This window comes from Amycolatopsis sp. NPDC005232, assembly GCF_040607795.1.
Taxonomy (GTDB): Bacteria; Actinomycetota; Actinomycetes; order Mycobacteriales; family Pseudonocardiaceae; genus Amycolatopsis.
The window spans coordinates 31,225-43,871 of the sequence record NZ_JBEXHL010000033.1 but is presented as its reverse complement, the minus strand read 5'-3'; the positions used below and the strand labels follow the sequence as shown (position 1 = coordinate 43,871).

Sequence of the window (12,647 nt, the reverse complement as noted above, 5' to 3'; positions counted from 1 at the left end):
TCCGCGAGTCAGGCCAGCGAAGCGGCCAGCTCCTCCAGCAGGTCCATCTGCTCCTGCATGCCACCCTCCATACCGGACTCGATGATGGCGTCGCGGACTTCGCGGTTGCCCGTCTCCATGAGGATCGACAGGCTGGTGCGGTCGCCCGAGCCGGCGAAGATCGTGGTGGTGAGGGCGGCGTCCTCGTCGGACGCGCCGGGGGTTTCGTAGACCTCGCTGCTGACGATGCGTTCGTTCGGGACGATCTCGCGGTACTCGCCGTGGAACGCGACCTCGAAGCCGCCGTTGGCGTCGAGGACGTAGCGCCACCGGCCACCGACGCGCAGGTCGATCTCGACGGACCGCATGGTGCCGCGGTGGCCCGCCCAGAAGCGTTTGACCAGCTCGGGCGTGGTCCACGCGCGGTAGACGACGTGCCGCGGGGCGGCGAACTCGCGGGTGATCAGGATCTGGTCATCGGCCGGCAGGGTCACCTTCGCCGTGCCCGTTGTCGTCTCGGTCATGGTCGCTCTCCTCGCCCGTGGATCGGTCGTCGGTGCGTTCGAGTTCCTCCAGCACGGAATCCAGCAGCTCGAACCGCTCCTCCCAGGAGCGCTCGAACTGCCGCACCCAGTCGTGGATCGGCTTCAAGGCACGGCCGTTGAGCCGGTACAAGCGCTGACGTCCTTCGTCCCTGACGTCGACCGCGCCCACTTCGCGCAGCACGCGCAGGTGTTTCGACACCTGCGGCTGCCCCATGCCGAGCAGCCGGACGAGGTCGTTCACGGGGTACTCGCCACCGGCGAGCACATCGAGAATCTCCCGTCGCCGCGGTTCGGCCACGGCGTTGAACACGTCGGTCGTCGTCGCTGCTCGTGCCACGCCCACCATCGTATTCCCATATGGGTATGTGTCAAGAAGACGCCGGCCGGGCGCGGACGTGGAACCGCTCGCCCTGTGGCCCGAAAAGGGCGAGAACCTCGCACGGCACGTCGCCGGGGTTGCCGAACCAATGCGGAACGTGCGTGTCGAACTCCACGACTTCACCCGGTTTGAGGATCACGTCGTGCTCACCGAGGATGAGCCGCAACTGTCCGGAAAGGACATAGGCCCATTCGTACCCCTCGTGCACGCGCGGATCGGGGTCCGTGTCGGGCCAGTGCGGCGGGAAGATCTGCTTGTACGCGCGCAGCCCGCCGGGCCGGCGTGTGAGCGGGAAGAACGTGATGCCGTGGCGCACGAAGGAGTTCTCGTGCAGCCGCGGGTCGCTGGTCGGCGCGGTGCCGACGAGCTCGTCGAGCGGCACCTGGTGGGCGCGTGCGAGGGCGAGCAGGAGTTCGAGCGTCGGCTTGCGCCGGCCGGATTCGAGGCGCGAGAGCGTGCTCACCGAGATGCCGGTGGTCTCCGACAGCTGGGCGAGCGTGGCGTTGTTCTGCTGGCGGAGCGCGCGCAGCCGCGGTCCCACCGATTCTAGGACGCCGTCGACGTCCGCGAGTTCACCGTCCATGTCTCCATTTGCTACTTCGGCAAACGTATTTGTCAAGTCGGCGAGATCTGCGGATAGTCCGAGTGGAGGGACGAACTACAGGAGGACCAGGTGAACGAGAACTACGACGTCGTAGTGGTCGGCGGCGGCGCCGCGGGCCTCAGCGGCGCGGTGGCGCTTGCGCGCTCACGGCGTTCCGTGCTGGTGGTGGACGCCGGCGAGCCGCGCAACGCGCCGGCCGGCCACGTGCACAACTACCTCGCCCGCGAAAGCACGCCACCCGGCGAGCTGCTGGCGGCCGGGCGCGAAGAGGTCATCGGGTACGGGGGCGAGATCGTGGCCGGCGCGGTGGCCTCGGCCGCCGGGCTGGACGGCGGCGGATTCGCCGTGACTCTCGCCGACGGGAGGACCACGCGGGCGCGTCGCCTCCTGGTGGCGACGGGGCTCGTCGACGAGCTGCCGGACGTCCCGGGCGTCGCCGAGCGGTGGGGCCGCGACGTGCTGCACTGCCCGTACTGCCACGGCTGGGAGGCGCGTGACCAGGCGATCGGCGTGCTGGCGACGAACCCGATGGCCGTCCATCAGGCGCTGATGTGGCGGCAGCTGTCGGACGACGTCGTCGTTTTCCGGCACACGGCCGCATTCGACGAGGAACAGCTCGCGCAGCTGACCGCGCGCGGGATCCGCGTCGTCGACGGCGAGGTAGCAGCGCTTCGTGTGGAAGACGACGCGCTCACCGGAGTCGTGCTGCTCTCGGGCGAGGTGGTGGCGCGAGAGGCCGTGGTGGTCGCGCCGCGGTTCACGGCGCGGGCCGATGTGCTCGTGTCGCTGGGGCTGGAGCCGGTGGAGCTCGAGGTCGACGGGCACGTGATCGGCAGCTCGGTGCCGGCCGATGCGAACGGCGCCACCTCAGTGCCCGGGGTGTGGGTGGCCGGGAACGTGACCGACATGAAGTCGCAGGTCGTCGTTTCCGCGGCGGCCGGGCTGACGGCCGGCGCGGTGATCAACGGCGATCTCGTGGCCGAGGACGTACGACGCGCGCGGGAGCCTTTCGCGCACGAAATGGAACGACAGGTTGCCGCGCTGGTCGGCGGCTCGACGAAGCACGGGGTGTGACGATGGCTGAGCAGCACGAAGAAGTCCCGTTCGACCAGGATTCCTGGGACGAGCGGTACCGGTCGAAGCCCGCGATCTGGAGCGGGCGGCCCAACGCGCAGCTCGTGACGGAGGCCGCCGACCTACTGCCGGGCAGCGCGCTCGACGCCGGCTCCGGCGAAGGCGGCGACGCGTTGTGGCTCGCGCAGAATGGCTGGCGCGTGACGGCGGCGGACTTCGCGGCCACCGCCCTCGACCGGGGTGCGGCGCAGGCGGCTGAGCTGGGCCTGGGCGACCGGATCCGGTGGCTCACGACCGACCTCACGACGTGGGTGCCCGACGAGAAGTACGACCTCGTCACGTCGCACTTCCTGCACCTGCCGACCGCCCAGCGCGTGCCGATCTTCGCGCGGCTCGCGGACGCGGTGGCGCCGGGCGGGACGTTGCTCATCGTCGGCCACCACCCGACGGACGTGGAGGGCGCCGCGCATCGGCCGAACGTGCCGGACATGTTCTTCCTCGCGGAGGACGTGGCGGCGACGTTGGACGAGTCGTGGGAATCCGTGGTGACCGATGCGCGGGAGCGGGCGCACGTGATCGAGGGACACGAAGTGTCCATTCGCGACACAGTGTTGGTGGCGCGGAAGCGGTGATTCTCTCGGCCGGGCGCCTGTTGCCGTTTGGCGGCGACGGGTGTCCGGCCGGGGATTTCGCCGGAGGCTGACGGTTGTCGCCGTTCAGGGGCGACGCCGTTCGCCGGTGAGTGGCGATCGGCTGGTGGACGGGCGAAAAACGGGGCCGCGCAGGGGAAGCCGGGTTAGCCTGGGCGGCATGGCGACTTGGGATGACGTGGCGCGACTGGGGGCGCAGCTGCCGGGGACGGAGCTGGTCGTCAAGAGGGATACGCGGTCATGGGGTGTCAAGGGAAAGGCGTACGCGTGGGAGCGGCCCTTGCGCAAAACCGATCTGGACGCGCTCGGGGACGCGGCGCCGGAGGGCGACGTGCTGGCCGTTCGGGTGCCGGATGTCGGGGCGAAGGAGGCGTTGCTGGCGGACGAGCCGGGCGTCTTCTTCACCACGCCGCACTTCGACGGCTACCCGGCCGTGCTCGTGCGGCTGGCCGAGATCGATCTGCCGACGCTCGAAGAGGCGCTCGTCGAGGGGTGGCTGTGTCGGGTGCCGAAGAAGGTCGGGAAGCAGTATTTGGAGGAGCGCGGCACCGGCTGACATTGTCCAGCTCTCCTTAACGATTCGTCCAAGATCTTTCACTTGTCCTGTCGATCGGGCTGGGGCAGCGTGGAAAGCGAATCGACCAGGGGGAGCGCGGATGTCCGGCAGCGGCACGGTGGTGCGGATGGCGGCGCTGGCCGTGCTCTGGGGCTCGACGTTCCTGTGGATCAAACTCGCCCTCGAAGGCTTTTCGCCGGTGGTCGTGACGGTGATCCGGTGCGCGCTCGGATCGTTGGTGCTGCTCGGACTCGCGGTGGCGGCGCGGCAGAAGCTGCCCCGGGACCGGACGACATGGGGGCGGCTGACGGTCGCGGCGTTGTTGTGCAACGCGGTGCCGTTCGCGTTGTTCGCGGTGGGCGAGCGGACCGTTGACTCCGGCGTGGCCGGCGTGCTGAACGCGACCACTCCCCTGTGGTCGCTGCTCATCGGCCTCGCGCTCGGCGGCGAGCGCGGCATCCGGCCGACGCGGCTCGCGGGTCTGCTGATCGGGTTTGCGGGGACCTTGCTGATCTTCGCGCCGTGGACGCAGACCGGGCTGGCGAGCTGGGGTTCGCTCGCGCTGCTCGGGGCGGCGGTGAGTTATGCGGTCGCGTACGCGTACATGGGGCGGAAGCTCGTGGGTCGCGGGACGGAGCCGTCGGCGCTGTCAGCCGCGCGACTGCTGGCGGCGACGGGGCTGAGTGCGCTGGCGTTGCCGGTCGGTTCGTCGTCTTCGCCGCACGTCACGGTGTTGTCGGTGGTCGCTGTGGTGGTGCTCGGGGTGTTCGGGACCGGTGTGACGTTCTACCTGAACTACCGCCTGATTGCCGATGAGGGGCCGACGACGGCGGCGACGGTCGGGTATCTGCTGCCGGTCGTGTCGGTGGTGCTCGGCGCCGTGGTGCTGGGCGAGGAGATCGGGCCGCGGGTGGTGGTGGGGATGGTCGTGGTGCTCGTGGGTGTCGCCGTTTCGCGGCGACGGCGGCAGGCGGTGGCGTTGTGCGTCGAGTGAACCCCGAACTCCGGGAAAGCGGCTAAACTTCGCCCGCTTGTCCGCGAGTGCGGGCGGAACTGGTCGAGGGAGGCGCGGATGCGCAGGCTCGTCGTTGTCCTTGCGGTGGTCGTCACGTCATTCGGGGCTACGGGGGTGGCGTCGGCTTCGGCCTCAGCCTCGGCCGAGAAGTCGGTGAGCGTCGGCGGCGCCGTGGCGAATCCGCGGGCGTTCTCGGCGGCCGAGCTGGCGGGCGCGGATCTGGATCAGGTGGTGACGGGGTCGTCGCCGATGTTGCCGCCGGGCAAGAACATGATGCTGCGGGTGACGGTGGAGGTTCGTGGGGACAGCCGTGCGGTGACGTTCGCGCTCGCGGAGCTGGATCCGTCGTTCGGTAACCATCCGGCCGTGTTCCGGGCGGGCCGGCACGGTATGGACCTGACGGTGCCGGGCGACCGCAATGGGTCGCGGACGGTGACGGACGTCCGGTCGGTGATGGTGCTCGTCTCCGACGCTGCCTCGGCGACGCGCGCGGTGCGCGTGACGGTGGGGCGGCGCGTCGTGACTCTGCCGCCGGAGCTGCTCGCCCACCTGCCGCGGCGGACGGTGACCGCGAGGTTCGGGTCCGACGCGGGGCAGCAGACGCACACCGAGTCGGGACCGTCGTTTTCGCTGGTGCTGCTGCTGGCCGGCGTGCTGCCGACGTCGGACAAGACGGTGGTCGCCGTCGGGTCGGACGGGTACGGGGCCGCGGTGACCCTGGCGGAGGCTTCGGTGGGCGGGCGGCCGCTGCTGCTGTCGACAGTGGAGGACGGGAAGGCGCTGGACCTGCCGCGGTTGGTGCCGTTGGGGGATGTGAAGGGCGGGCGGTATGTCTCGGGGGTGACTGCGCTCGCTGTTGGGTGACGTCGGTTGGGGTGCTCGGGTTGACGGCGGGGCTGCGGGGCTCGCGGAGCTGATGGGCGCGGCCGGGTTATGGCGGTGCGAGGGCGCGGTTGGCTGGGGTCGAGTTGGTTGGGGATGGGTTGTTGGTGGCTCGCTGAAGTGGCGGATCAGGTCCTCCGCGGCGGTCAACGGCAGTGCGGTTGTGGCTCGAGGTCGTCGGGGCTGGTGGCTATTGCTGCGGATCGCGTGGGTTGGCACGGTCTCGGTGGATCTCCCCTGGCGTGGTCGAAACTGTGCTGAGTGCTCGGCGCTGAGGCGAGCCCTGTGACGCTGCAACCCGCGCGGTGGCAAAGACCCACCCTCCCGGGGGCCGCCCATGATCCATTTTACCGGGGTGGACCGACAGGAACTGGTGTGCGCCGGAGTTATCCACAGCCGATGTCGGGTTGTGGATGGTTGGGGTGGAGCCGCCGAGAAACACGGGGATTCGCCGACAGGGACGACAGGGAGAGGTGAAATCCCGCAAGTCATCGGCCCACAGGGGCGGAATCAGGGGGCACGCGGCGGTGTGGCGTTCGCTGGCGGTGCCCGGCGCAGTCGCCGTACTTGGCAGGCGCGGTGGACAAGATCGCGGCGATGGGCCTCGGCCAGTGATGGCGATGGGCAGTGCCCGCTGCAGTCGCCATGTTTCGCCACGAGCCAACAGCGGATGTCGGCCGCGCGAGCGCGGATGCGCGCAGAGGATCTCGCCCGGCGCTGAGGGCAGAGGCTGGTCGAATGATGCAGTACGCGAAGGACCGCACGACCAGAGCTGACAATGGGATCTGGCCGCGCGAGCGCGGAGGCCCGGTAGCGGAGCTCGCGGCGAAGACTTCCGAGCGGGACGCGCGGGCTGAGCGGAAATACCCCGGACAGAGCCGCAGCGAAGGACGCTCGAGTCGCAGCTGGACCGCGGCGAAGGCCGCCGAGCGTGCGCGCGTTGGCACGCGAAAGCCGCCAGGCGGACACGGAGCTGGTTGGTGAAGGCGCCTGGCTGCACGGAGTTGGTGGGCGAAGCCGCCGAGCCGAGTCGGTCGGGAGAGCCCGGACAGAGCCGCAGCGGGGGTCGCTCAAGTCGCGGAGAGGCGACACAGAAGATCGACCCCGGCTGAAAACGCAGGTCAGCGGCAGCGTTGCCGGTGATTGGGACGGTGTGGCATCCGAATGGCGTATGGCCCGAGTCACATTATTGGTCTATACCATTTGGACAAGGTTTCCCGCTCTTCAGGTCCCCACTGTGGAGGTTTCACCATGAGGCTGCCCTCTCCCCGGAAGTTGATTGCCGCGTTGGGTGGATTGGCGGCTGTGGCCGCCGGATTGGTTGCGCCGGGGGGTGTGGCGGTTGCGGCGGCTGGGTCGCCGGTGCCTGTGGCGCCGTATGTGGATATGGGGGCGTGGCCGACGCCGGTGTTGTCGACGATGGCGGCGAAGGGTGGTGTCAAAGGGTTCACGCTCGGGTTCGTGACGGGCGCCGGGTGTAAGGCCAGCTGGTTCAACGCGTATGACCCGCGGTCGGCGTGGCAGGCGAGTGAAATCGCGAAGATCCGGTCGGGCGGGGGTGATGTGAAGGTGTCCTTCGGGGGTGCGTCGGGGATTGAGCTGGCGCAGGCGTGCAGCAGTGTGTCGTCGCTGGCGGCGGAGTACGACGCGGTGGTGAAGGCGTACGGGCTGAAGTACATCGACCTCGACATCGAGGGTGCGGCCGTGGCGGATACGGCGTCGATTCAGCGGCGGTCGCAGGCACTCAAAACCGTGCAGAGCAACAATCCCGGGCTGAAGATCTCGCTGACGCTGCCGGTGCTGCCCAACGGGCTCGACAGCAACGGCCTCGGGGTCGTCAACGCCGCCAAGGCGGCCGGTGTGAACCTGGATTTGGTCAATCTGATGGCCATGGACTACTACCAGGGCGCCGGCGACCAGGGCGCGAAGGCGATCTCGGCCGCCAAGGCGACGCAGGCGCAGCTCAAGTCCATCTTCGGCCTCTCGGACTCGGCCGCGTGGAAGAAGGTCGGGCTGACGCCGATGCTGGGCGTGAACGACTCGCAGAACGAGATCTTCTACCAGAAGGACGCCACCACTGTGGTGAACTTCGCGAAGAGCGTGCACCTCGGCATGCTGTCGTTCTGGGAGGCCGGCCGCGACGCGAACGCGTGCAACGGCGCGCTTTACCGCTGCACCAACGTTTCCCAGCAACCCTACGAGTTCTCGAAGATCTTCTCCGGGTACAACGGCTGACCCGCCGCCCGGCCTGGGTGTCCATTGAGGACGGCCAAGCCGGGCACTGCCGTCAGGGCAGGTAGTACATCGGGTTCGGCAGCTTCACCGGGTGGTCGGCGTAGCCGCCCTCGAGGTCGCTGAACTGGTCCCCCAGGTTGAGTACGATGTGGGCGCCCGTCGCCTGGATGTGGGCGCGGGTGCCCGACTTGTACTGGATCGTGGTGCAGGTCAGACCACACGGCAGGTAGTCGGGCGCCGTGCCGGCCGGCTTGAAGAACGCGTCCGCCGGGGCCGGGTAGCCCTCGTTGGCCAGGTTCTTCAGCGACTGCGGGCCCTGCGGGGTGCTGCGGCCGGTGAGGAAGTAGATCTTCACGCCGCGCTGAGCGGCCCAGTTCGCCAGCTCCAGCACGGGCCTGTTGGCCACGAACGTGCCGTTGTCGATCGCCTGCTGCTGCTTGACCGGGTCGAACCCGAAGTCGTTGTCGGCTTCCCAGCCGTAGGTGACCTCGGACGTGTCGTCGACGTCGAGGACGATCGCCGGGTTCTTCACCTTGCCGAGCTTCTGCGTGAGATAGCGCTTCGCGTCGGCCACTACTCGCTGGGTGTCGGTGACGAACCGGCTCGAGTCGGAGTAGTGGTGCTTGCCCGACGCGTCGAGGTAATCGCCGTAGTAGGCCTTCACGTCGTTCTTGACCTGGCCGATGTTCGCCGGCTCCCGGCCGTGGGCGGCTGTCACGGCGTCGGAGCCGGCCAGCGCGGTCGCACCACTCGCGACGGTGGCGCCGATCGCCACGGCGGCGGCGAGCTTGAGCAGGGCGGGAAAACGGGACACGGCGACCCCTCCAAGGTGAACTTCGGGTAAACTGCGCCCGAAATCTACGCCACCTCAGGCGCCAGGAGAACCCTCCGAATGGATGCGTTCGGCGCGGCAGACGAAGGCCACCGGCGACCGGCCGATGCGCGTGAGCACCACAGTGGACTCGGCACCACCGCGCAGTTTCAGGCGACGGCGCAGGGCGTCCGGGTCGATGTCGAGACCACGGACGAGGATCTCCAGCCGGCCGACATCGTGGCGTTTCAGCGTGGCGCGCAGAGACTTTTCGCTGTACGGGCCGTGTTCCAGCACGCGGAAGGCGCGCACACCCGGAGGCGGGGTGTCGCCCGTGAGGTACGCGATGCGTTCGTCCAGCTGCCACAGGCCGTGGCGCGCCGCGTAGTGGCGGACGAGGCCGGCGCGGACGACGGCGCCGTCCGGGTCGATGATCCACTCCCCCGGCGGCGAACCAGGAAGGTCGTCCGGTTCGGTGTCGGTGACCGTCCACTGAGTACCGTCCGAACGCAAAACCGTGGCGCGCCGGGAGACGCCAGTGTCCAAACCACGCCAGAGACAGGCTTCGCGGACCTGGCCGTCGAGCGAGACCAGCTCCACCTCCTCGGCCCACGGCGCGATGGCGAAGTCCAGGCCTGGCGCGCACTTCACCGACAGAGTGCGCCCGGCGTAGGCGCCGACGAGCTCGTCCAGCGGCGGCAGGAAGTCCGCCGGTTTCCACGTGCGCCGTCCGGCCGAGTCGCGACGGGCCGGGTCGGCGACCACGACCGTGTCCCGGCTGACGGGGCGCAGAGCGTCGGCCTGCACCACACCGACCGAAACCGAGGCCGCGGAAGCGTTGTGCCGCGCCATCTCCAGCCGCACACGGTCCACATCGGACCCCAGTGCCCGCGACGCGACCCGCGCCAGCTCCACCAAGTCGGCGCCGACGGAGCACGTCACGTCGTGCACATCGCGGCCGGCCAACCTGGCCGCCCGATGCCGCGCCACCACCGTGGCGCTCGCCTGTTGCAAAGCGTCGCCGGTGAACAGCCACGAGTCCGCGTCCGCGAGCTTCAGAGCCGATTTCCGCCGCAGCACCACCGTTTCCAGCACCGCCGCGGCGAACCGCTCCCCCACCGAGCGGCGCACGGCGGCGACGTCGGCGATGCGGGAAGCGTCCGTCAGCGGCAGCGCCGCGCAGTCGGCGAGCGCCGCCCGTCCCGCGGCGGAGCGCAGGAAGGCGACGTCGTCGAGCGAGAACCCGTAAGCCAACTCAGGAAGGCCGCTTGGTCCCGGTGATCATCACGTTGTAGAACAGCTCACGCGGCAGCACCTTCGAGAGCACTTTCTTGTCCAAAGCGGACAGCCGCAGCCACAGGTGGTAGGCGAACAGGCGCCACCGAACCGTGAGTTTCTCCTGAGGCACCGCGGCCTCGAACGTCCGGATCGGCCACCCGGCCAGCGCGGCCGAGAACTCGTCCGTCACCGCGCGCACGTCCTGGGCACCAGCACCGCGCGCCATACCCTCGAGCTCCGACGGGTCGAAGGTGTGGATGTCCACCACGGCTTCCAGGGCCGCCGCGCGCGAGGATTCGTCCAGTTCGGACTGCGGGCGCCGCCAGCCGTTCAACGCGGGCAGCTTCGTGACGCGCGTGGTGAGGTACCAGGTGATCTGCCCCAGCTTGCGCGCGTAGAAGTCGCCGACCTTGGTCGGCTCGCCCGCGAAGACGAAACGCCCGCCGGGCTTCAGCACGCGCAGGACCTCGCCGAACGCCTGGCGCACGTCCGGGATGTGGTGCAACACGGCGTGGCCGACCACGAGGTCGAAAGTGTTGTCCTCGTACGGGATCCGCTCCGCGTCGGCCACCCGGCCGTCGACGTCGAGGCCCAGCTTCTCCGCGTTGCGCAGGGCCACCTGCACCATGCCCGGCGAGAGGTCCGTGACGGACCCCTTCTTCGCGACGCCACCCTGCATGAGGTTCAGCAGGAAGAACCCGGTGCCGCTGCCCAGCTCCATCGCGTGGGTGTAGGGCTGGCCGTCCTCGCCCGCGACGGCGTTGAACACGTCGGTGGCGTAGGAGATGCAGCGCTCGTCGTACGAGATCGACCACTTCTCGTCGTACGTCCCGGCTTCCCAGTCGTGGTAGAGCACGTTGGCGAGCTTCGGGTCGCCGTAGGCCGCCTTGACCTCGTCGGCCGTGGCGTGCGGGTTCGGGGCCGGGTCGGCCACGGCCGTCACTTCCCCTCGAAAGTGGCCTTGCCGGGGCCGTTCTCGACGAAGGACTTCATCCCGTTCTTCTGGTCCTCGGTGGCCCACAGCGCCGTGAACAGCTGCGTCTCGATCTTCAGGCCGGTGGCCAGGTCGACGTCGAGCCCCGAGTCGATGGCGGCCTTCGCGGCCTTGAGCGCCACGGCAGGACCGTTTGCGAACTGCGCGGCCCACTTGTGCGCGGCGGCGTACACGTCGTCCGGCGCGACAACCTCGTCGACGATGCCGAGCTTCAGCGCTTCGTCGGCCTTCACGAACCGGCCGGTGTAGATGAGGTCCTTGGCCTTGCTCGGGCCGATCAGGCGCGAAAGCCGCTGCGTGCCGCCGGCGCCCGGGATGATGCCGAGCTGGATCTCCGGCTGGCCGACCTTCACGTTGTCGCCCGCCACGCGCCAGTCGGCGGTGAGCGCCAGCTCCAGGCCGCCGCCGAGGGCGTAACCGGTGATCGCGGCGACGACCGGCTTCGGGATGGCCGCGACGAGCGAGCAGGACGCGGTGAGCTCGGCCCCGAACTTCGAGATCTCCGGGTAGGTGCGGTCGCCCATCTCCTTGATGTCCGCGCCGCCGGCGAAGGTCTTCTCGCCGCCGTACAGGATCACCGCACGCACGTCTGCGCGGTTCGAAGCCTCGCGCGCGGCCTCAGCCAGCTCGGTCTGCAGCTGGTTGTTGATCGCGTTGACCGGCGGCCGGTTCAGCCGGATCGTGCCGACCCCGTCCTCGACCTCGAGGTTTACGAACTCTCCCACGCGACTTCCTCCTCGTTGACGGATGCCGGCAGGCTACCGGCCGGTACGCCCGAACTTACCGGCGCCGGGCGAAGAACCGCTCGCCCGAACGCTGCAGCACCAGGTCCTGGTCGAACGTCTTCGACAGGTTCTCGCTCGTGATCACGTCGTCCATCAGACCCCCGACCACGGCGTGCCCGTCGCGCAGCAGCAACGCGTGGGTGAAGCCCGGCGGGATCTCCTCGACGTGGTGCGTGACGAGGACCATGGCCGGTGCGTCCGGGTCCATCGCGAGGTCGGACAGCCGCGCCACGAGGTCCTCGCGCCCGCCCAGGTCCAGACCGGCGGCCGGCTCGTCGAGCAGCAGCAGCTCCGGGTCGGTCATCAGCGAACGCGCGATCAGCACGCGCTTGCGCTCGCCTTCGGACAGCGTGCCGAAGGTGCGCTTCGCCATGTGCGCGATGCCGAGCGTGCCCAGCAATTCGGCGGCACGGTTGAGGTCGAGGCTGTCGTAGGCCTCGCGCCAGCGGCCCATCACGGCGTAGCCGGCGCTCACCACCACGTCTTCCACGCGCTCGTCGCCGGGGATGCGCTGGGCGATGGCGGCGGAGGTGAACCCGATGCGGGGGCGCAGGTCGAAGATGTTCACGCGGCCGATGCGGTCACCGAGCAGGTCGACGGTGCCGGCCGTGGGGTGCAGCTCCGCGGCGGCCAGCCGCAGCAGGGTCGTCTTGCCCGCGCCGTTGGGCCCGAGCACGACCCATCGTTCGTCGAGTTCGACGTTCCAGTCGAGGTCCGCGAGAAGGTCGTTTCCGCTGCGGCGGACGCCGACACCGGACATCCGCACCACGAGGTCGTCAAGGTCGCTGGGCAGGATCGGCTCGCTCACGAGCCCATTGTGGCCGTCCACGCGCGCGCGTTCGCACCCGCCCGGGGTTGAC

At 69.5% G+C, this 12,647-nt stretch carries 14 protein-coding genes; 6 read left to right on the top strand and 8 right to left on the bottom strand.

Features of this window, described 5'->3' with window-relative positions:
- Positions 1-8 precede the first annotated feature (8 nt).
- Genes ABZU76_RS40710 through ABZU76_RS40700 form a run of 3 tightly spaced genes read right to left on the bottom strand, consistent with a single transcriptional unit; the run spans position 9 to position 1,486 of the window.
- Positions 9-503, bottom strand: coding sequence for an SRPBCC family protein (locus tag ABZU76_RS40710; RefSeq protein ID WP_354880324.1), 495 nt, complete (start codon positions 501-503; stop codon positions 9-11).
- Positions 454-861: a metalloregulator ArsR/SmtB family transcription factor gene (locus ABZU76_RS40705; RefSeq protein ID WP_220237550.1), complete on the bottom strand. Its 408-nt coding sequence runs from the start codon at positions 859-861 to the stop codon at positions 454-456. The genes ABZU76_RS40710 and ABZU76_RS40705 overlap by 50 nt, the downstream gene beginning before the upstream one ends.
- A 31-nt stretch (positions 862-892) precedes the next feature.
- The gene (locus ABZU76_RS40700) at positions 893-1,486 is read right to left on the bottom strand and encodes a cupin domain-containing protein (protein WP_354880321.1); all 594 of its coding nucleotides are present in this window, start codon (positions 1,484-1,486) and stop codon (positions 893-895) included.
- A gap of 90 nt (positions 1,487-1,576) precedes the next feature.
- Here ABZU76_RS40700 and ABZU76_RS40695 point away from each other — a divergent pair, with 90 nt between their 5' ends.
- The 6 genes from ABZU76_RS40695 (at position 1,577) to ABZU76_RS40670 (ending at position 7,919) form a co-directional block, all read left to right on the top strand.
- Complete coding sequence (locus tag ABZU76_RS40695) at positions 1,577-2,581, top strand: NAD(P)/FAD-dependent oxidoreductase (protein ID WP_354880318.1); 1,005 nt, start codon at positions 1,577-1,579, stop codon at positions 2,579-2,581.
- A 2-nt stretch (positions 2,582-2,583) separates the two neighbouring features.
- Positions 2,584-3,213, top strand: a complete 630-nt coding sequence (locus ABZU76_RS40690; protein ID WP_354880315.1) for a class I SAM-dependent methyltransferase — start codon at positions 2,584-2,586, stop codon at positions 3,211-3,213.
- A 178-nt stretch (positions 3,214-3,391) separates the two neighbouring features.
- Positions 3,392-3,787: an MmcQ/YjbR family DNA-binding protein gene (locus ABZU76_RS40685; RefSeq protein ID WP_354880312.1), complete on the top strand. Its 396-nt coding sequence runs from the start codon at positions 3,392-3,394 to the stop codon at positions 3,785-3,787.
- Positions 3,788-3,887: 100 nt separating this feature from the next.
- Positions 3,888-4,781: a DMT family transporter gene (locus ABZU76_RS40680; RefSeq protein ID WP_354880309.1), complete on the top strand. Its 894-nt coding sequence runs from the start codon at positions 3,888-3,890 to the stop codon at positions 4,779-4,781.
- 78 nt (positions 4,782-4,859) lie between these two features.
- Positions 4,860-5,666 carry a hypothetical protein gene (locus ABZU76_RS40675; RefSeq protein WP_354880306.1) on the top strand — a complete coding sequence of 269 codons (807 nt, stop codon included), beginning with the start codon at positions 4,860-4,862 and terminating at the stop codon, positions 5,664-5,666.
- A 1,380-nt stretch (positions 5,667-7,046) separates the two neighbouring features.
- On the top strand, positions 7,047-7,919 hold the full coding sequence (locus ABZU76_RS40670) for a chitinase (protein WP_354880304.1): 873 nt from the start codon (positions 7,047-7,049) through the stop codon (positions 7,917-7,919).
- A 52-nt stretch (positions 7,920-7,971) separates the two neighbouring features.
- On the opposite strand, the gene ABZU76_RS40665 is transcribed toward ABZU76_RS40670, so the two are convergent.
- The 5 genes from ABZU76_RS40665 to ABZU76_RS40645 are packed head-to-tail and all read right to left on the bottom strand — an operon-like array spanning position 7,972 to position 12,595.
- Positions 7,972-8,733 (bottom strand): HAD family acid phosphatase, encoded by a 762-nt coding sequence (locus ABZU76_RS40665; protein WP_354880301.1) that lies wholly within the window; start codon positions 8,731-8,733, stop codon positions 7,972-7,974.
- A gap of 54 nt (positions 8,734-8,787) precedes the next feature.
- Positions 8,788-9,984: a class I SAM-dependent methyltransferase gene (locus tag ABZU76_RS40660; protein WP_354880298.1), complete on the bottom strand. Its 1,197-nt coding sequence runs from the start codon at positions 9,982-9,984 to the stop codon at positions 8,788-8,790.
- 1 nt (position 9,985) lies between these two features.
- Positions 9,986-10,951 carry a class I SAM-dependent methyltransferase gene (locus ABZU76_RS40655; protein WP_220237541.1) on the bottom strand — a complete coding sequence of 322 codons (966 nt, stop codon included), beginning with the start codon at positions 10,949-10,951 and terminating at the stop codon, positions 9,986-9,988.
- Positions 10,948-11,727, bottom strand: coding sequence for an enoyl-CoA hydratase-related protein (locus ABZU76_RS40650; protein WP_354880295.1), 780 nt, complete (start codon positions 11,725-11,727; stop codon positions 10,948-10,950). The genes ABZU76_RS40655 and ABZU76_RS40650 overlap by 4 nt, the downstream gene beginning before the upstream one ends.
- A gap of 55 nt (positions 11,728-11,782) precedes the next feature.
- On the bottom strand, positions 11,783-12,595 hold the full coding sequence (locus ABZU76_RS40645) for an ABC transporter ATP-binding protein (protein WP_220237539.1): 813 nt from the start codon (positions 12,593-12,595) through the stop codon (positions 11,783-11,785).
- Positions 12,596-12,647 lie beyond the last annotated feature (52 nt).

Coding starts and splice junctions, on each gene's coding strand:
- ABZU76_RS40710 (WP_354880324.1), bottom strand. CDS start 503: ATGACCGAGACGACAACGGGCACGGCGAAGGTGACCCTGCCGGCCGAT.
- ABZU76_RS40700 (WP_354880321.1), bottom strand. CDS start 1,486: ATGGACGGTGAACTCGCGGACGTCGACGGCGTCCTAGAATCGGTGGGA.
- ABZU76_RS40690 (WP_354880315.1), top strand. CDS start 2,584: ATGGCTGAGCAGCACGAAGAAGTCCCGTTCGACCAGGATTCCTGGGAC.
- ABZU76_RS40685 (WP_354880312.1), top strand. CDS start 3,392: ATGGCGACTTGGGATGACGTGGCGCGACTGGGGGCGCAGCTGCCGGGG.
- ABZU76_RS40680 (WP_354880309.1), top strand. CDS start 3,888: ATGTCCGGCAGCGGCACGGTGGTGCGGATGGCGGCGCTGGCCGTGCTC.
- ABZU76_RS40675 (WP_354880306.1), top strand. CDS start 4,860: ATGCGCAGGCTCGTCGTTGTCCTTGCGGTGGTCGTCACGTCATTCGGG.